The following is a 19,195-nucleotide window of genomic DNA, read 5'->3' on the forward strand; positions in this document are numbered from 1 at the left end:
CCGGACGCTAGTCCATACCCCCTCGCCGTCAGGCCGGGGACAGGTGAGGGTGGCGCACGGTTCTCGTGCGCCACCCTTGGTGGTTAAGCCACCGGCCGTGGGGCTTTGGTGCCGGGCCGCTTACTTCTTCAACGACACCTGGTCCACGGTCCAGAACGCGGAGTTCGTTCCGGTATACCGGAAGGAAACCTGGGCGCGCTTGGCTTTCTTGGGCACGTCGATGGAGAGCTTCTCCACCCCGTTGAAGTCCTTTTCATAGGACTTGACCAGTACCGGCTCACCATTGTCGAAGCTGATGAACACTTCTGCGCTCTGCGGGCCGTCCACCTTGTAGTTCGAGGCAAAGCTCAAAGTGGCCTGCTTGCCTCCCTTGACCTTGTAGCTGGGGCTGACCAGGGTCGAATCGAACTGCCCCTCGGCGTGGGACTTGTCATCCCACTCATCGGAGTCCGCCACCGCGAAGACGTTGCGGTTGTGCACGCTGGTCTCCCGGCCCTGGTTCAGCTCGGCATTGGTCCAGAACTCGTCGGTGGTGAAGGACCAGCCGCGCCATTCACGCACTCCGCCCTTGGGCATGTCCTTGTTCTCAATGCTCCAGCCGCTGGGTGCGGTGTGGGTCCAGCCCTTGGTCTTCGCACCGAGCTTCGACTCGTCCTTCGCCTTCTTCAGGTGCGGACGCAGGGAGTCAAAGTCATCGGGCTTGATGGATTGGATGACCTGCCCGTCCAGGGCCCAGTCGTCCTCGATGCGTACGCCCTGGTGCCTTAGGACGGTGGGGGCGATGTCGGTGAGCTTCACATCATGCCGCGTGCTGCCCGGGGCGTACTTCTTGCCGTTGGCAATCACGAAGGTGGCCCGTTCGCGGATGCTGCTGCCGCCGTGCCCGCCACCGGGGGTGTGGCCGTGGTCCGAGGTGACAATGACCAGCCAGTCCTCCTTGTGCCGGGTGCTGCGCTCATCGATGGCCTGCAGCATGTCCCCGATCTGCTGATCCGCCTTCGCGTGGGCACGGGTGTAGGAGATCGAGTCGCTGCCGTTGCTGTGCCCGGCCCCGTCGATCTCATCCAGGTGCACAAAGGTGCTGTCCGGGTTCCCGTTCTTCAGGTAGTCGACCACCGTGGAGGTGGTGCCGGCGTCATTGCCTCCGGCGAGCAACAGGTCCGCGCCCTGGGCGAAGACCTGCTGCGGGATCGGTCCCCAGGTGCCCACCACCAGGGTGGAGCTTTTGGCCCGGGCCGCCTCCAGGCGGGTGAGGTAATCGGGGTATTGATCATAGTTGGGGTTGGAGAAGGAGTTGTCCGGCACCTGGTGCTTGTCCGGCCATGCGCCGGTGGCAATGGTGGACCAGCCGGCCCCGGAGACGGTGGGCGCCATGGGGTTGGCGTAGAGGTTGGAGTTGGCGAGCATGCCCTCGGCCCACAGCTTGGCCAGGTTCGGGGTGTTGCGCTTGTTGATCTGCGCCATCGAGGCGCCATCCAGCCCAATCACCAGGGTCTTCTTCTTGTGCACGCCCGAGGGCAGCCCCTCATGGGCCGCGGTGGACTTCTTGGCGGCCAGCTGGGGTTGCGGGGCCGAGGCCGGTTCGGCGGCGACCGAGCAATTACGGCCAGCGCCAGCGCGGAAGCGGCCACGGATGCGCGGATGCGCGAGGATGATTTCACGGGTGTTCTCAATGGTCAGAGTTCAAAAGGATGATCCGCCCGGAACTGGCCGGGCCATGACCATGGTGGCCCGCCGGCGGGCGTCAGACAATGAAAAACCGGGCCTGTTCGGACAAGTTCTGCCGGAGTTCACCTCTTGTCCATGCTGGTTGCCGGGCGGTCACGCGGCGTTTGCCAAAACCCCTAGTGAACCCCCTGCGGCTTGTGCGTACAGGGAAGACCGGGCGCGGGTGCGCCGGGGATCTGCGGTACCGTGGAGGCAGCCGCGGCAAACCGTGGCAGAGGCGGCAAGGGAAGCAGGGGTATGGGCTGGGTTGAGGTGATCCCGTTCCTGGCGGGACTGGGAATCATCACGTTGACCGGCCAGCTGCTGGTTGGATCCATGCGCAGCGGCAGCCTGCGGCGCAACGCCGTGGTGGGCCTTCGCACCAGCGCCACGCTGGCCTCGGACGAGGCCTGGCTGACGGGCCACGCCGCCGCGGTTCCGCAGATGGCCCGCGCAGCCCGCAGCGGATGGCTGTTGCTGGCGGCTTCCGTGCTGTGCGCGGCGCTCTTTCGGCCCCCTGTTGGCTTCGCGGTGGCCGGGGCGGGCTACCTGCTGGTGATCGGCTGGCTGTTGGCCGCCGCCGTCACCGGCCATCGCGCCGCCAAGGCGGTCGCGGACGCGCTGCCCTGAGCCGGTTGTTGCGCGTCGATTCGCGGATTCCTGCCAACTTCAGCCCTGGCGGGTAGTCCTGCGCGGTGGGGAACGTGTCGAACCCCATAAGTGATTGGCACAATTCAATCAAAAGGATGACTCCAAAGCCCAACGGGGACTACTAGACTGGCTTTCGCCCTCAAATCCCTGCGCCGAAAAACCGGTTCGCGCCCAGCGGTTTCGGGGCTGACGCTAGCGAGGACTAACCACATGCTTCTGAAGCTCATCCTAAAACACTCTAAACCCTATGCCGGGTGGATCGTTGCGGTCTTCATCCTGCAACTGGCCACCACCATGGCCACCCTGTTCCTACCCAGCCTGAACGCCAAGATCATTGACGTGGGTGTGGTCAACACCGATATTGACTACATCTGGCGCACCGGTGGGATCATGCTGGTCGTTGCCTTCGTGCAGGTGATCACCGCGATTGGCGCCGTCTACTTTGGCGCCAAGACCGCCATGAGCCTGGGCCGGGATATCCGCCAGGCCGTGTTCGAGCAGGTCTCCACGTTCTCCGCGCAGGACGTGAACAAGTTCGGGGCCGCCACCTTGATCACCCGCGGCACCAACGACGTGCAGCAGGTGCAGATGCTCACCCTGATGCTGCTGAACTTCATGATCACCGCCCCGATCATGTCCATTGGCGGGGTCATCATGGCCATCCGCGAGGATCCGGGCCTGTCCTGGCTGGTCTGGGTGTCGGTGCCAGTGGTGCTGATTGTGGTGGGCATCCTGGTCATCAAGCTGATGCCGCTCTTCCGCCAGATGCAGGTGCGCATTGACGGGATCAACGGTGTGCTGCGCGAGCAGATCACCGGCATCCGCGTGGTGCGCGCGTTCGTGCGCGAACAGCACGAGACCGAGCGCTACGCGGACGCGAACCAGAAGCTGACCGACCTGGGTGTCAAGGTCGGCAACCTGTTCGTGCTCATGTTCCCGGCGATCTCGATGATCCTGCACCTGTCCACCGCCGCCGTGCTGTGGTTCGGCGGGCACCGGGTGGATGCCGGGCAGGTGGAGGTCGGGGCGTTGACCGCATTCCTGCAGTACCTGCTGCAGATCCTGATGGCGGTCATGATGGGCACCTTCATGGCCATGATGGTCCCGCGCGCCATGGTCTCCGCCGACCGCATCGGCGAGGTGCTGGACACCAAGCCGAGCATGACCGAGGCCGAGGACCGCGAGGTGCACCTGCCCACCCCCGGCACCGTGGAGTTCCGCAACGTCAGCTTCGGCTACCCGGGTGCCGAGGCCCCGGTGCTGAACAACATTTCCTTTACCGCCCAGCCGGGCAAGGTCACCGCGATCATCGGGTCCACCGGTTCGGGCAAGACCACCTTGCTGAACCTGATCCCGCGGCTCTACGACGTGACCCGCGGGCAGATCCTGATCGGCGGGGTGCCGGTGGATGAACTGGGCCGGGATGCGATCTCGCGCAACATCTCCGCCGTCCCGCAGCGCCCCTACCTGTTCTCCGGCACCATCGCCAGCAACCTGCGCTTCGGGGCGCAGAGGGCCAGCGATGCTGAGCTGTGGCAGGCGCTGGACATTGCCCAGGCGGCGGACTTCGTCGCCGAACGCGAGGGGCAGCTGGACTCAAAGATCTCCCAGGGCGGCACCAACGTCTCCGGCGGGCAGCGCCAGCGCCTGTGCATCGCCCGGGCCTTGGCCGCCAAGCCGCGCACCTACCTGTTCGATGACTCGTTCTCGGCACTGGACGTGGCCACCGACGCGAAGCTGCGCGCCGCCCTGGCCGAGCCGACGAAGGACGCCGCGGTGATCATCGTGGCCCAGCGCGTCTCCACGATCACCCGGGCCGACCAGATCCTGGTGCTGGACCACGGGGAAATCGTGGCTCGCGGCACCCATGAGGAGCTGCTGGAAAGCTCGGAAACCTACCAGGAAATCGTTTCGTCCCAGCACAGTGCGGAGGAGGTGGCCTAGATGGCGGATCAGAAGAAGAACTCCTCGGCCCCCGAGGTGGATGCGAGCCTGGAAGAGGTCGACGAATTCGCGGCCGCGGCCAGCAGCGACACCTGGGACGAGGCCCCGGTACGCAAGGCCCAGCACTTCTGGCCCTCGGCCAAGCGCCTGGTCGGACTGCTCGCCCCGTACAAGCTGGGGATGAGCATCGTCTTCGCGATGATCGGCATCTACGTGGTCCTCTCGGTCACCGCCCCGCGGGTGCTGGGACGGGCCATGGACGTGATCTTCGCCGGGCTGATCGGCAAGAACATCCCGGCCGGGACCCCGGCCGACGTGCTGATCCAGCAGCTGCGCGACAGCGGCGATGACACCCAGGCCGACATGCTCTCCCGGGTGGACTTCGTGCCCGGGCAGGGCATCGACTTCACCCAGCTCTCCCGCTTCATCCTGATCGTGCTGTCGATGTACTTCATCGCCTCGATCTTCATGTGGCTTTCGGGCTGGCTGCTGAACCGCCTGGTGATGAAGGTGGTGTACCGGCTGCGCAAGGACGTTGAGGACAAGATCAACGCACTGCCGCTGAACTACTTCGACACCCGCCAGCGCGGGGACATCCTCTCCAGGGTGACCAACGACGTGGACAACATCCAAAACGCGCTGCAGCAGGCGCTGAGCCAGCTGGTGCAGTCCGCGCTGAGCGTGCTGGGCATTGTGATCATGATGTTCGTGGTCTCCTGGCAGCTTGCGCTGATCGCACTGGTGGCGCTGCCGTTGTCCGCGGTGGCAGCCGGCATCATCGGCACCCGGGCGCAGAAGCTGTTCACCGCCCAGTGGAAGAACACCGGTGCGCTGAACGGGCAGATCGAGGAATCCTTCTCCGGCCACGAGCTGATGAAGGTCTTCGGGCGCGAGGACGACATGGTGGAGCGCTTCACCCAGCGCAACGACGAACTGTACAAAGCCAGCTTCGGGGCCCAGTTCGTCTCGGGCATGATCATGCCGGTGATGAACTTCGTCTCCTACCTCTCCTATGTGGGCATCGCCGTGGTCGGCGGGCTGCGCGTGGCCTCCGGGTCGATGAGCCTGGGGGACGCGACGGCGTTCATCCAGTACTCGCGCGAGTTCACCCAGCCGCTGGGGCAGATGGCCGGGCTGGCCAACATGCTGCAGTCCGGTGTGGCCTCCGCCGAACGCACCTTCGAGCTGCTGGACGCCGAGGAGCAGGAGGCGGAGGATGCGCGCACCCAGCTGCCGGCCCGCACCGACGGGCACGTCTCCTTCCAGGACGTGAGCTTCTCCTACACCCCGGACCAGCCGCTGATTGAGAACCTGTCCTTTGACGCGGATCCCGGGCACACGGTGGCGATCGTGGGGCCGACCGGGGCGGGCAAGACCACCCTGGTGAACCTGGTGATGCGCTTCTACGAGCTGAACTCCGGGCGGATCCTGGTGGACAACGTGGACATCACCCACCTGTCCCGCGCGGACCTGCGCTCCAAGGTGGGCATGGTGCTGCAGGACGCCTGGCTGTTCGGTGGGACCATCATGGAAAACATCCGCTACGGCCGGCTGGACGCCACCGATGACGAGGTCATCGAGGCGGCGAAGGCCACCTTCGTGGACCGCTTCGTCCGCGCCCTGCCCGAGGGCTATGACACTGTCATCGACGAGGAGGGCACCAACGTCTCGGCCGGTGAGAAGCAGCTGATCACCATCGCCCGCGCGTTCGTGGCCAACCCCTCGCTGCTGATCCTGGATGAGGCGACCAGCTCGGTGGACACCCGCACCGAGCTGCTGGTGCAGCAGGCCATGGCGGCGTTGCGCACCGACCGCACCAGCTTCGTGATTGCCCACCGCCTGTCCACCATCCGCGACGCGGACACCATCCTGGTGATGGAGGCCGGACGGATCGTGGAGCAGGGCAGCCACGAAGAGCTGCTGGCCGCCGAGGGCGCCTACTACCGGCTGTACCAGTCCCAGTTCTCCGGCCCGGCCGAGGACGTGGACGCCAACCCGGACACCGCCGCCGTGCCGGTGACCGGCGGAAGCCCGGCCGCCGCCGCTTCCCCCACCCCGGGGGAGCAGTCCGAGACCGGACGGTAGTCCTGCCCGCAGGGCCGCGACGACGGGAAGCACCCCTTCCCGCCATCGCGGCCCTGACGCATTTAAGGGGCCTACCCCGCGCAGTGATGTTGCCCATGCCGCGGCGGCAACCCCCGTGCCGCCGGAGGTGGAACGGGCCCGGCAGCACGGGCGGATGCCGGTGTCCGTGCGGAAATCCAGCTTCCTGGCAGCGCGCCGGGAGCGTTGACAGGCCGCTTTGGATAGTTGGATACTGACAGCGGATCGCCGACCACTTGGCTGTTTTCCAACGTCGTTGCGTCGTCCGGAGCGTGCGGCCCGAACCGGGGCCCGGGCATCGGGTACCACGATGAGTGGCCGGATGCATGTTCGCAGTGGCACGCCGAGGGAAAGATGAACCAAGCATGGCAGCTGAGACCGGGGAAGCAACACAGGGCCACGTAGCCAAACTCAGCATGCTCACCCTCACCGGCGTGGTCGTCGGTTCCATGGTGGGCGCCGGGGTCTTCTCACTGCCGGGCAGGTTCGCCAGCGAAACCGGGATCTTCGGTGCGGTCATCGCCTGGATCATCGCCGGGGCCGGCATGCTCATGCTCGCCTTTGTCTTCCAGATGCTGGCCAACCGCAAGCCCGAGCTGGACGCCGGGGTGTACGCCTATGCGAAGGCCGGATTCGGGGAATACCTCGGATTCTTCGCCGCCTTCGGGTACTGGGCCAGCGCATGCGCGGGCAACACCTTCTACTGGGTGTTCATCATGTCCACCCTCTCCGGGCTGGGGGTGGCCGGGCTGGGTTCCGGAGCCACCCTGCTGGCGGTGGGGCTGTCCTCGATCGGGTTGTGGGTCTTCTTCCTGCTGATCCGCCGGGGCGTGCAAAGCGCGGCCCTGGTCAACCAGATTGTCACCATCGCCAAACTGGTGCCGATCATCATCTTCATTCTGATCTGCCTGTTCGTGCTGGACCCGGAGGCGTTGCGGCAGAACTGGTACGGCGCGGACTACGCCGGATCACTCTTTGAGCAGGTCCGCTCCACGATGCTGGTCACCGTCTTTGTCTTCTTGGGCGTGGAGGGCGCGAGCGTGTATTCGCGCCACGCCCGGCGCCGGACGGACGTGGGACGGGCCACCATCCTGGAGTTCCTGTCCGTGTTCGCGATCTTTGCCTCGGTCACCATCGTCTCCTACGGGGTGATGCCGATGGAGCAGATCAGCCAGCTGGAGCAGCCCTCCATGGCCGGGATCCTGGAATACGCGGTCGGCCCGTGGGGCCGCTGGTTTGTGAGCATTGGGCTGATCATCTCGGTGCTGGGCGCCTACCTGGCCTGGTCGCTGATGGCCGCCGAGGTGCTCAGCGTGGCCGCGAACGAACGGGACATGCCCTGCTTTCTGGGCAAGCTGAACCGCACCGACGTGCCGGTGAACGCGGTGCTGCTGACCTCCGTGCTGGTACAGGGCATGCTGGTCATCCTGCTGTTCGCCGAGGACGCGCTGGACCTGGCGCTGGATTTGACCAGCTCCCTGACGCTGATCCCGTTCCTGCTCGCCGCGCTCTACGCGGTGAAGGTGGCCTACGCCGCCCGGCACGGGCAGGGGGAGCGCCGGGCCTCCGGGAGGGATCTTCTCACCTCGGTGCTGGCGGTGGCCTACACCGCCTTCCTGGTCTTCGCCGCCGGCTGGCACTTCTTGCTGCTCTCCTTCATCATCTACGCCCCGGCCACCATCCTGTTCGTCATGGCCCGCCGGGAGCAGGGACGCAAGGCCTTCGAAGGCCGCGAACCGGTGATCTTCGCGCTCTCCCTGCTCGGCGCCCTGCTGGGCGTCGTGGCCCTGGGCGCGGGGTGGGTCCACCTCTAGGGCGCCAACCGCTGAACTGCACAACGAGAAACCACCAGGGTCGGGCGGCTGTCCGATTCGCAAGGAACGGAAGGAACACGGACCATGAGCGAAACCACGGGCAAGGGTGTGCATTCGGAGGTCGGGCAGCTGCGCAAGGTGCTGGTGTGCGCGCCGGGGCTGGCCCACCGCAGGCTGACCCCATCGAACTGTGACGACCTGCTGTTTGACGACGTGATGTGGGTGGAAAGCGCCCAGCGCGACCACGCAGACTTCGTCTCCAACCTGCGCGGCAACGGGGTGGAGGTGCTGGAGCTGCAGGAGGTGCTCACCCAGACCATGGCCCAGGCCGAAGCCCGGCAGTGGCTGCTGGAACGCAAGGTGGTGCCCAACGTGGTGGGCGGCGGGCTGGTCGAGGGCACCCGGGCCTACCTGGATTCGCTGGACGAGTGGCGCCTGTCCGAACTGCTGCTGGGCGGCATGGCCACCAGCGACCTGCCCGAGGACTACCGCACCGATTACGTGAACCTGGCCCGCGAATCTCGCGGCATCTATGAGTACCTGATGCCGCCGCTGCCCAACACCCTCTACACCCGGGACACCACCTGCTGGATCTACGGGGGAGTGACCCTGAACCCGCTGTACTGGGATGCCCGCCGGGATGAGACCCTGCTGATGAAGGCGATCTACAAGTTCCATCCCGAATTCCGGGATTCGACGATCTGGTGGGGGGATCCCGAACAGGAGTGGGGCCAGGTGACCGTGGAAGGCGGGGATGTGATGCCGGTGGGCAACGGGGTGGTGCTGATCGGCATGAGCGAGCGCACCTCCCGCCACGGCATTACCCAGCTGGCCTCCTCACTGTTCCGCCAGGGGGTGGCTGAGCACGTGATCGTGGCCGGGATGCCGAAGCTGCGTGCGGCGATGCATCTGGATACCGTGTTCACCTTCGTGGACCATGACGTGGTGACCCTGTATCCCAAGATCATGGACGAGGTGCACACCTTCTCGCTGCGTCCCTCCGATCAGGATCCGGGGGTCACGGTGATTGACCACGGCACCAAGAGCTTCACCGACGTGGTCGCCCAGGCGTTGAACCTGCCCAAGCTGCGGGTGGTGGCCACCGCCGGGAACAACTATGACTCCGAACGCCAGCAGTGGGACAGCGGCAACAACGCCGTGGCCCTGCGCCCCGGCGTGGTGTACACCTATGACCGCAACACCCAAACCAATGATGCGCTGCGTGCCGCCGGCATCGAGGTGCTGCCGATTGTCGGCGCCGAGCTGGGCCGCGGCCGCGGCGGCGGGCACTGCATGACCTGCCCCATTGAGCGGGACGCCGTGCTGTACTAGCATGCACCTGCCCCCGGGTGCCCCGCGGTTGACGAGGCGGCGCATTGGCGTGCAAAGACCCCGGGAACGGGTGATCGGCTTTCTGGCCGACCGCCGGTTCCCGGGGTCTTCTGGGTGTGGGCTCCTAGCCCAGCTGTTCCACGGCATCGCAGGGGTTGGTGCCCGGCTGCAGGTTGCGCACCGTCAGGGAGAGCTTGGCCAGCAGCTCCTGCAGCTGGCGGCTTTCACTCTCATCGAGCTGGGCGAGCAGTTCCTGCTCCGCCTGCGCGACCTTGCCCTCGAGCCGCTTCAGGGTTTCCAGCCCCTGCGCGGTGGCGATAATCTTGCGCGCCCGCCGGTCGGAGGGGGCGGGGATGCGTTCGACCAGGTTTGCCTGCACGAGGTCGTCAATGAGGTAGGTCAGCACGGTGCGGTCAATTCCCAGGTGCCCACCGAGTGCCTGCTGGTTGGCCGGGTCATGGTGCACCACGGTGGACAGTAGCTGGAAGCCGCGCACCCCGCAGGGGATCCCGGCGACCGCCTCGGCGAACCGCGACTGATGCCCGCGCAGGATCATGCCCAGATGCCAGGCCAGGTCCCCGGGATTGGGGGTGCTGGCGGCGGCTGGGGCGGTGACGGTGTCCGGTGCGGTGTTCATGTCATCCATTCTATCGGAATATATGCGCTTGCATAGATGTTCTGTAATCAATATAGTCTGTACTACAACATATTTGAAGGGTGTGTCAGATGGATTCAGTTCAGCAGCGCGACCAGAAGACCGTGGGGATTCTGGGTGCCGGCCGGGTCGGCACCGCCGTGGCCCGCCTGACCCTGGACGCCGGCTACCGGGTCAAGATCGCGACCTCCAAGCCCGCCAGCGAGATCAGCCTGATCGTGGACATCGTCACCCCGGGCGCCGAGGCCGTCAACGCCAGCGACCTGGCCGACGCGGAAATGATCGTGGTCGCCGTGCCCCTGCACAAGTACCGCACCGTGGATCCGGCCCTGCTGCAGGGCAAGACCGTCATTGACGTCATGAACTACTGGTCGGGCACCGACGGGGAGATCGCCGAATTCGAGGACCCCACCCAGTCCTCCAGCGAGGTCATCGCCCAGCACCTGGCCGGGGTCAACCTGGTGAAGTCCTTCAACCACGTCGGCTACCACGACATGGAGCCGGAAGCCGGGGGAGCCGGGGACGGCGAGGCCCGCGCCCTGGCCCTGGCCGGGGATGACCCCCGGGCCGTCCAGGAGGTCGCCGAGTTCATCAGCAGCGTCGGCTTCGCCCCGGTGATCGCCGGGGACCTGCGCTCCGGGCGGCTGTTCGAACCCGGAACGCCGATCTTCAACGGGCGCTTCACCGCGGCGGAAATGGAAGAGCAGCTCAACGCTGCCCGCGTCTCCCGCTAACCACATCACCGCTACCCACCAAGACAAGGAACCCACGACATGGAACTCGGCGCCTACAGCTTCGGCGACACCCAGCGCAACGCTGACGATTCACTGCGCAGCACCTCGGAAGCCATCACCAACCTGTTCGAGGCCATCAAGCTGGCCGACCGCAGCGGGCTGGACTACTTCGGGGTGGGGGAGCACCACACCACCAGCATGCCGGCCTCCTCGCCCGGAGCCATCATCGCGGCGGCCGCCGCAGCCACCGAGCAGATCAAGCTCGGCAGCGCGGCGAGCATCATCAGCACCGATGACCCGGTGCGGATCTACCAGCAGTTCGCCACCGCTGACATCATCTCCGGCGGCGGCCGTGTGGAGATCACCGCGGGCCGCGGCTCCTCGGTGGAAACCTTCCCGCTGTTCGGCTATGACCTGGAGGAGTATGACGAGCTCTACGCCAACAAGCTGGATCTGCTGATGACCATCAATGATTCGCAGGCCCCGGAGGTCACCTGGTCCGGTAACAAGCGCCCGGCCCTGAACGACCTGGCCGTGGTGCCGCGTCCGGCCCAAGGCAAGCTGCCGATCTGGCTGGCGACCGGCGGCAACGCGAGCTCCTCGGCCCGCGCCGGCCAGCTGGGCCTGCCGGTGTCCTACGCCATCATCGGCGGGGCACCGCACCGCTTCGCCCCGTTGGCGGACCTGTACCGCAAGGCCGGTGCCGCCTCCGGGCACGCACCGGAAACCCTGAAGGTCTCCGTGGCGGCCATGGGCCTGATCGCCCCGACCAAGAAGGAGGCGTTGGAGCGCTTCTACCCGGGCTGGTACAACCTGAACCTGGAAATGGGGCGTCTGCGCGGCTGGCCGGCCCCGGACAAGCGGGCCTACGACATCCAGGCCGAGGCACCGGGCGCCTACTACGTCGGTGACCCGGACGAAGTGGCCGAACGCATCGTGCACCTGCACGGCTACCTGGGCCATATGCGGCACTTCCTGCAGATGGACGTCGGCGGCATCCCACAGGAGCAGCTGCTCGAATCCATCGAGCTGCTGGCCACCGAGGTGAAGCCCCGCGTCCAGCGGCTGCTGGAAAAGAAGTAGTCGCGGGTTAGCGACGGATTAAGGGGATGCGAACACCATCAGGGTGTTTGCGCCCCTTTGCACTGCCCGGAGTCTGCCAGGGGGCGTGCGGGAGAACGGGCGCAGACTCTGAAATGACTGGATGCAATTCACCTTTTGGGACAGGGGACACTACTGTTCAAACAGAACATGTTCCCCGCGGGTGCTGCCTTCGCCTGCGCACCATGTCGCCTTATCATCCTCGTGTCCACGAAAGGCCCACCCCATGCCCGTTCCCCGTACGCGCGTACTGCGCGCCCTGAGCGCCGGCGCCCTGGCGGTTGCCCTTGCCGGCGGCGCCACCGCGGCGGCCGGCTTCACCGCCCCGGCCTCCGATGTTCCGGCGCTCTCCACACCGCACCTGGCTGCCGCCCCGGCCGCGGCCAAGAAGGTCGTCACCAAGGTCACGACCACCGCCAACCTGAACCTGCGCGCCGGTTCAAGCACCAGGCACAAGGTGATCCGAACGATTCCCAAGGGCAAGACGGTCAACGTTTCGGCGACCGCCTCCAACGGCTGGTACAAGGTCAGCTATGCGGGCAAGACGGGCTGGATCTCGAACAAGTACACCAAGGTCGCAGCGAGCACCGCGCCCAAGCAGCCGGCCCCGAAGGGCACCAGCACGGTGAAACTGTGGGTGACGGCGAGCGCGAACGTGAATATCCGCAAGGGCAGCAGCACCGGGCACGCCTCCGTGGGTACCCTGCCGAAGAACAGTGTCGCCAAGGCGACCGAACGGGCCGCAAACGGCTGGTACAAGATCAGCTACAAGAACAAGACCGGCTGGGTGTCGAACAAGTACGTCAAGACCTGCTCCAAGGGATGCCAGGTCGATACCGGCGACTACACCACCAACCGGGCCGGGCTGAGCGACCGGTATTTCACCAAGGCCAACGGCAGCGACCTCTATGCCGCCGTCGGCGGGACCCGGAGGGTGGGGGATATTCCAAAGAACTCCATCGTCTACCGGGACCTGAAGTGGGAGAAGGAAGGCGGGCAGGTGGCCGGCTGGTACTTCGTGCGCACCCAGGGGCTGAACGGCTGGATGAAGGCCAGCGACCTGAAGCGCAGCAGCAATGCGGGCACCACCAATTCGAAGGGATACACCCGCGCCCAGGTGCTCAAGCAGCCCAACGGCAAGGTTTCCAGCTCCATGCTGGCCGCAGTGCCGTGGGACAAGGAGAAAACCCTCATCGCCGCACCGGCCGTGAAGGACCTGACCCGGCTGAACACCGCCTTCAAGAAGCAGTTTGGGAAGAACCTGGACATCGACCTGGCCTACCGGACGCTGGATACCCAGAGATACCTCTATGCCGAGCTGGGTTCCTACATTGCGGCGAAGCCCGGAACCTCAAACCACGGCTGGGGCCTGGCCATTGACGTGCCCGAAACCTACGACTACTCCTTCCGCGGCAAGTACTACAAGTGGCTGAAAGCCAACTCCCACAAGTACAACTGGACCCACCGCAAGAACCTGGAGGAGTACCGGTCGGATGGTTCCAAGAACCCCTACGCCGAAGCCTGGCACTTCGAATACATGGGGAAATAGCTATTCGCTGAATTGCCCCGGCGCATTTCCCTGCGCCGGGGACAACGCGTCGTGAAACTGCAGAGCTAGCCATAGCATCGCAAGAACATGGGTTTCAGATAGATCTGAATCGATGAGATTTCCGATCTTTTTTAGACGTGAAATCACTGTCTGTCGGTGGGTAAAAGTTGTCTTGGCAACTCTTTGCGCCGAGCGTTGTAGGCGTAGGTACAGTCTCAACGTGCCGGTCAGGTCCGATCCTGTGCGCTGGTCGTATTCAAGAAGTGGCGCGAGCATCCGGGATACCAATTGCTCGCCTTCTTGAAGGCTGGCGAAACCCAGCCATGATTCGTCTTCGGAATATTGAAGAAGTCCCGCTGATTCTTGCTTTGCTTTGCCGCATGCCCAGCGTGCCTCAAGTACCGCACGCGATATTTGAAACTTATCCATACTTGAACTGATTCCGCCTACAGCTTCAGGGCCTAAAATATGTCTGATGGTTGCAAGAGAGCTATCGGCGGCAACTAGTAGATACGCAGTTCCGTGAAGAACGGTAGCGATTGTCGGAACCCCGTGGCGACGCAGGCGTTGAGCGTAATCACCGGGGGCGCCTTCAGCGGGAGGTTGGTAGCAGACAACCCGGATGTCATCGCTCACTAAACCGTAGCGGGAACCAATTGTTTCAGAACTTCCACCAAGGACTACTTGTGAGAACAAGGTTTCAGCGGTCCGTTGATTTTCTGTGATGTAGAGAGCTTGTTGTGACATGGCAAGCCCAATAATTGTGGCTGCATGCAGCAGTACGACTCCGTCAGGATGGGGATGCTCGGAGTGGGGAGCCACTGCGAGCAAGGCGTTGGCGTGTGTAGGGATGTCCATCAGGAGGATCGAGCGCCCGTCGTGCTTAGTCCAATGAAAGTGACGCGATGTTGTACCAGCTTCCTGACGGGCGCGAAGGATGCCAATTTGGGTTGTCGCATCCGGTATCGGGTCCGTATGGTTCCACGGATGCAAACAATAGTCGTCGATGACAAATAGGTAGGAACCCAGTTCAGTAGAAAGATCGTGCAGCAAGATGTCCCACGCGTTGCCGGGTGTACTCGAGCGACGCAGAATGTCGTAAAGCCGCGCCGTTTGCTTAATTCGGCGTGATTCTTCGATTAGCAAGGCTTCGGCGATTGAGCGAGAGATGGCAATAAAAGGAAGCGGGTATGGAACGGCGAGTAGGGGCAGTGGAAGTTCGCTGCATGCATTCAAGAAGGCCTCGGTGAATTTCGGGGCGTGCATTTCGTCGCCGACAGCCAATCCCACGGCGCCCGATGAAACCAGCCGCTCTGCTAGAGTCACTTGCCCTTCAGCTGATTCTGGAATCGAAAGCCCATTTGTCAACAGCAGTACGCCCTCGGATACCCATTCCCACAAATTCGGCAGATCAGATGTGTGAGACCAGGTAATCGGTTGTTCTACTCCTGCTTCGCCAGCAATTAAGCGCAGACCCAAATGGGGTTCATCTAAGAGCTCTCGAACAGTCATTGGCATTTTGATTCCTCGTGGATCTACTGGTCGCGACGGTCATTTCATACACCGGTATATCTAGGCGATGCGATTGTACACATATGTCTATTGAGTGTCGTGATCTAGCTCACTCATAGTGGAGGTGCAAGTTCATCACTTCCGTTGGTTTCCCTCATTAAGGCAGGTATCGCGATGAGCACAGGCACGAATCTCATCGATGACGCACCGTTGAGCAAGTTCCATGTAAAACTCACGGTGTTCTCCTCGGGCGGTCCATTCATTGACGGCTACGCTTTGTCGATCATTGGTCTTGCCTTTATCACCATGACACCGGCGTTAGGACTCAAGCCTGCAGAGATTGGCTTGGTTGGCGCAGCGAGCCTTATCGGCATCTTCTTTGGAGGCGGCATCTTCGGCTGGGTGACCGACAAGGTCGGCCGACACACGATGTACATTTTGGACCTCATTGCGCTAGCCGCTTTTTCTATTCTCAGCGCATTTTCGACGGACATATGGCAATTGGTGCTTTGGCGGTTCTTGCTGGGTGTGGCAATCGGGGCTGATTACCCAATTGCCACTTCTCTCCTGACGGAGTTTCTTCCTCGGAAGGTTCGGGGCAGGCTGCTCGGTGCGACCTTTGTCGTATGGGCAGTCGGAGCTGCTGCCGCCTTCGCGGTTGGTTTCCTTCTCAAGGACGTAGGCCCAGAAGCGTGGCGGTACATGTTGGCCAGTCCGGCTATCTTCGCCATTATCACGCTTCTATGTCGGCTGGGTACGCCTGAGTCTCCCCGTTGGCTCCTGTCTCGGGGAAAAGTAAACGAGGCACGAGACGTCATCAAGAAGGTTTTTGGGCCGGGTTATGACATCGAATCACTTGGCGAAAATAGCGCGGAAACTTCAACCACGGCTCGTTTTACGGACATCTTCAACAGGAAGTTCTTCAGGCGCACGCTGTTCGTAGCGATCTTCTGGACAGCTCAGGTGATCCCACTTTTCGCCGTTTACACCTTTGCGCCAGAACTTTTAACTTCGTTCGGATTGACTGGTGATGCGAATCTCTATGGCGGATCCTTGTTGATTTCGCTCTTATTCGTTATCGGTGGGATCCCAGGTCTGTGGCTCGTGGAGAAGATCGGGAGACGCAAGCTGCTGTTGTGGACATTCGCCATCATTGTGCTCGCTCTAGGTGCCCCGGTGTTTATACCCGGCGTAACTGCGAGCGTACTGTTCACAGCATTGGCCATTTTCGCTCTGGCCTCTGGCGCTTCCAGCTTTCTCGAGGTGGTATACCCCAACGAACTATTTCCAACGGAAATTCGTGCCACGGCAGTGGGGTTCGGGACGGCCATAAGCCGTATTGGCTCGGCTGTGAGCACTTACCTAATGCCATTAGCAATTATCACCTTCGGGGCTGCCGGGGCACTGCTGATCGGTGCACTGGTCTCGCTCGTAGGCTTCCTAGGAACTCTGTTCTTGGCGCCTGAAACGGCAAACCGCTCATTGAGTGAAACGACCGGCTACACGAGCTCTCATTCCGAAACCAACCAGCAAGTCGTGCCGGCTAAGTCGGCAGAACTTTGAAACCCCAACAACAAACGCCCAACAGATACGACAAGGAGATCTCTACATGAGCACGCATGTTCCGGTGGGACCTGTAGAAGCAACTGAAGTTCCACGGTATGCCGGTCTGGGTACTTTCGCCCGGCTCCCACAAATCGGTCAGGTGCCGGATTACGACATCGCCATCCTGGGGGTTCCTTTTGATACAGGGACGTCCTTCCGTCCAGGCGCGAGGTTCGGCCCATCAGCCGTGCGTGAAGCATCACGTCTACTTCGTCCGGGGTACCACGTTGAACTTGATGTCACACCCGTGAGGGAAATGCAGGTCGTAGACGCGGGCGACGTAGCGTGCACGCCCTACAATATCGGCAAGGCAGTGTCGCAGATCCAGTCACAGGTGAGGCCTTTGCTCGATGCGGCCAAACGCGTAATTGCTATAGGTGGTGATCATACGATCGCATTGCCAATGCTTCGGGCAGTATCCGAAGTACACGGGCCGGTGGCGCTGCTGCATTTTGACGCGCATTTGGATACCTGGGATACCTACTTCGAAGAGCCGATCACCCACGGAACCATGTTCCGTCGGGCCTTCGAAGAAGGGCTGTTGCTGGAGGATAAGTCGATGCACGTCGGCATTCGCGGTCCGGTTTATGATCAGGATGATTTTTTGAGGGATCACGAATTCGGATTCCAAATCATCCGGGCCACAGATATAGACAGTATCGGCGTTGAATCGGCGATTGAACGAGTCCGTCAACGCTTGGGGGACACCCCGGTATATCTTTCTGTTGACATTGATGTGCTGGATCCTGCATTCGCCCCAGGCACTGGTACTCCAGAGATGGGTGGGCTGCACTCGAGAGAACTTCTTCGTCTACTGCGAGGACTTGACGGCATCAATATAGTTGGGGCCGACGTTGTCGAAGTTGCTCCCGCGTATGATCATGCAGATGTTACGTCCTTGGCTGCAGCAACCGTGGTCTTCGACATGATGAGCCTCATGACCAAGTCCATGAGTGCACAGATTGCAAGCAATACCGCGCTGAGCCAAGTGGTGCAGTAGCCAGACTACTCGCACTCATAACGGCGGATCCAAATCCTGAGGCGAACTGGATCCGCCGTCATGCATGTGCGGTCTTATTTGCTGCTTAGCGGCGGGATCGTGGGGCCTGGGCTGCCCGCGGCGTAGTCGCTCATCGGAACCAGGCCGTCATCAAAGAGCTTCTGGATGTCCGCCAGAATCCTCCAGCCCTGTTCGGAGGCGTCCCCGCGCACGCTGAAGGTGGCATCGGCGCTCAGGATGCCCTTGAGCACGTTGCCGTACGCCGAAAGCCTGGGGGCCGAGGTGTCGGTCTGGAAGGTCACCCGCTCCATGCCCTGCACGGCGAAGGGGCCGCCCACGTTCATCTCGAACTCCAGTTGGCCGGTGTCCAGGCGCAGGCGCATCACATTCGGCGGCACCCGGCCGTTGTGGGGGAACTGTGGGTACTCGTGGGGCGGGCGGCGGAAATTGATGGTGATTTCCTTGCGCGGCTTGCCAATGGCCTTGCCCGAACGCAGGGTCACCGGCACACCGTTCCAGCGCCAGCTGTCCACTTCCAGGGTCACCTGGGCGAAGGTTTCGGTGTTCTTTACCGGGTCCACCCCCTGTTCGGACACGTAGTCGGGAAGGTCCTTGCCCCCCACGCTGCCGGCCGTGTACCGCCCGCGCACCACCGAGGACGCCGGGTCCTTGCCCCACAACCGGGCCGAGCGCAGCACGTGCGCGGTCAGCGCCGGAAGCTCCACATGGTCAATGCGGGCCGGTGGCTCCATCATCACCAGGGACATCACCTGCAGCAGGTGGGACTGGATCATGTCGCGGAACGCACCGCTGGAGTCGTAGAACCCGGCGCGCCCCTCCAGCCCGAGCGTCTCGTCGTAGGTGATCTCGATGGACTGCACATGCTCCCGGCTCAGCAGCGGCTCCAGCAGCCGGTTGGCGAAGCGCAGCCCGGCGAAGGAATGCACCGCGGGCAGGTTCAGGAAGTGATCCACCCGGAACGTCTGCTTCTCGGGAACCAGCCGCGCCACCAGCTGGTTCAGCTTGCGGGCGGACTCCAGGTCGTGGCCGATGGGCTTCTCCAGGGCCAGCACCAGGGATTCGGGCAGCTGCAGTCCCTTCAGCACCTCCAGGGACTTCATGGTCACCTGGGGCGGCAGGGCAAAGTAGAGGCAGGCCGGTTCCTCCAGGCCATCAAGCAGGGACTGCAGATCCTGAGCGCTGGTGGCGTCACAGGTGATGAAGCGGGTGGTGTTCAGCGTGTGCTCGGCGGCGGGGCCGTGGCTGTCCACGGTGTCAAAGGCCTGCTGCACCGTTTGCTTCCAGGTGCCGTCATCGTTGCGGTCGGCGCCGATGACGGTGACCCGGCACTCGGGGTCGGCACGCAGCAAGGTGCCCAGGCCCGGGAGGAGCAGACGGGAGGCCAGATCGCCGGTGGCGCCAAAAATTACCAGATTCTTGATGCTGTCCATGCCCCGCACCCTACTCCCTGTGAAGAGGGAACTGTAC

General features: G+C 63.3%; 14 protein-coding genes. 10 read left to right on the plus strand and 4 right to left on the minus strand.

The annotated features are described in order from the left end of the window. Nucleotides 1-120 precede the first annotated feature (120 nt). On the minus strand, nt 121-1,509 hold the full coding sequence (locus FDN03_RS07060; protein WP_138175437.1) for an alkaline phosphatase family protein: 1,389 nt from the start codon (nt 1,507-1,509) through the stop codon (nt 121-123). A gap of 456 nt (nt 1,510-1,965) precedes the next feature. On the opposite strand from FDN03_RS07060, the gene FDN03_RS07065 reads away from it, so the two are divergent. From FDN03_RS07065 to arcA, 5 genes are all read left to right on the plus strand, one after another. Beyond that, nucleotides 1,966-2,337 (plus strand): SdpI family protein, encoded by a 372-nt coding sequence (locus FDN03_RS07065; RefSeq protein ID WP_138175439.1) that lies wholly within the window; start codon nt 1,966-1,968, stop codon nt 2,335-2,337. Nucleotides 2,338-2,568: 231 nt separating this feature from the next. Continuing rightward, complete coding sequence (locus tag FDN03_RS07070; protein WP_138175441.1) at nt 2,569-4,302, plus strand: ABC transporter ATP-binding protein; 1,734 nt, start codon at nt 2,569-2,571, stop codon at nt 4,300-4,302. Beyond that, complete coding sequence (locus FDN03_RS07075) at nt 4,303-6,387, plus strand: ABC transporter ATP-binding protein (RefSeq protein WP_138175443.1); 2,085 nt, start codon at nt 4,303-4,305, stop codon at nt 6,385-6,387. It abuts the gene before it with no gap. A 383-nt stretch (nt 6,388-6,770) separates the two neighbouring features. Beyond that, on the plus strand, nt 6,771-8,219 hold the full coding sequence (locus tag FDN03_RS07080) for a basic amino acid/polyamine antiporter (protein WP_138175445.1): 1,449 nt from the start codon (nt 6,771-6,773) through the stop codon (nt 8,217-8,219). A gap of 84 nt (nt 8,220-8,303) precedes the next feature. Beyond that, nucleotides 8,304-9,551, plus strand: coding sequence for an arginine deiminase (gene arcA / locus FDN03_RS07085; protein WP_138175448.1), 1,248 nt, complete (start codon nt 8,304-8,306; stop codon nt 9,549-9,551). Between the two features lie 124 nt (nt 9,552-9,675). Here the strand turns inward: arcA and FDN03_RS07090 are convergent, their stop codons facing one another. Further along, nucleotides 9,676-10,188 carry a MarR family winged helix-turn-helix transcriptional regulator gene (locus tag FDN03_RS07090; RefSeq protein ID WP_171021161.1) on the minus strand — a complete coding sequence of 171 codons (513 nt, stop codon included), beginning with the start codon at nt 10,186-10,188 and terminating at the stop codon, nt 9,676-9,678. Between the two features lie 89 nt (nt 10,189-10,277). Between FDN03_RS07090 and FDN03_RS07095 the strand changes: the two genes are divergently transcribed. The 3 genes from FDN03_RS07095 to FDN03_RS07105 all read left to right on the plus strand — a co-directional run bounded on the left by FDN03_RS07095 (nt 10,278) and on the right by FDN03_RS07105 (nt 13,590). After that, nucleotides 10,278-10,940 carry an NAD(P)-binding domain-containing protein gene (locus FDN03_RS07095; protein WP_138175454.1) on the plus strand — a complete coding sequence of 221 codons (663 nt, stop codon included), beginning with the start codon at nt 10,278-10,280 and terminating at the stop codon, nt 10,938-10,940. Between the two features lie 39 nt (nt 10,941-10,979). Continuing rightward, nucleotides 10,980-12,023, plus strand: a complete 1,044-nt coding sequence (locus FDN03_RS07100) for an LLM class flavin-dependent oxidoreductase (RefSeq protein WP_138175457.1) — start codon at nt 10,980-10,982, stop codon at nt 12,021-12,023. Nucleotides 12,024-12,267: 244 nt separating this feature from the next. Next, complete coding sequence (locus FDN03_RS07105; protein ID WP_171021162.1) at nt 12,268-13,590, plus strand: SH3 domain-containing protein; 1,323 nt, start codon at nt 12,268-12,270, stop codon at nt 13,588-13,590. Here the strand turns inward: FDN03_RS07105 and FDN03_RS07110 are convergent, their stop codons facing one another. Then, nucleotides 13,591-15,102: a PucR family transcriptional regulator gene (locus tag FDN03_RS07110; RefSeq protein WP_171021163.1), complete on the minus strand. Its 1,512-nt coding sequence runs from the start codon at nt 15,100-15,102 to the stop codon at nt 13,591-13,593. A 174-nt stretch (nt 15,103-15,276) separates the two neighbouring features. Here FDN03_RS07110 and FDN03_RS07115 point away from each other — a divergent pair, with 174 nt between their 5' ends. Next, complete coding sequence (locus FDN03_RS07115) at nt 15,277-16,665, plus strand: MFS transporter (RefSeq protein ID WP_138175464.1); 1,389 nt, start codon at nt 15,277-15,279, stop codon at nt 16,663-16,665. Nucleotides 16,666-16,711: 46 nt separating this feature from the next. Then, entirely contained in the window at nt 16,712-17,707 is a 996-nt protein-coding gene (gene speB / locus FDN03_RS07120) for an agmatinase (protein ID WP_138175466.1), read from the plus strand. A 74-nt stretch (nt 17,708-17,781) separates the two neighbouring features. On the opposite strand, the gene FDN03_RS07125 is transcribed toward speB, so the two are convergent. Beyond that, nucleotides 17,782-19,158 carry a glucose-6-phosphate dehydrogenase gene (locus FDN03_RS07125; protein WP_138175468.1) on the minus strand — a complete coding sequence of 459 codons (1,377 nt, stop codon included), beginning with the start codon at nt 19,156-19,158 and terminating at the stop codon, nt 17,782-17,784. Nucleotides 19,159-19,195: the final 37 nt, after the last annotated feature.

Origin of the sequence: Glutamicibacter sp. V16R2B1 (assembly GCF_005774635.1) — a bacterium.
GTDB classification, from domain to species: Bacteria; Actinomycetota; Actinomycetes; order Actinomycetales; family Micrococcaceae; genus Glutamicibacter; species Glutamicibacter creatinolyticus.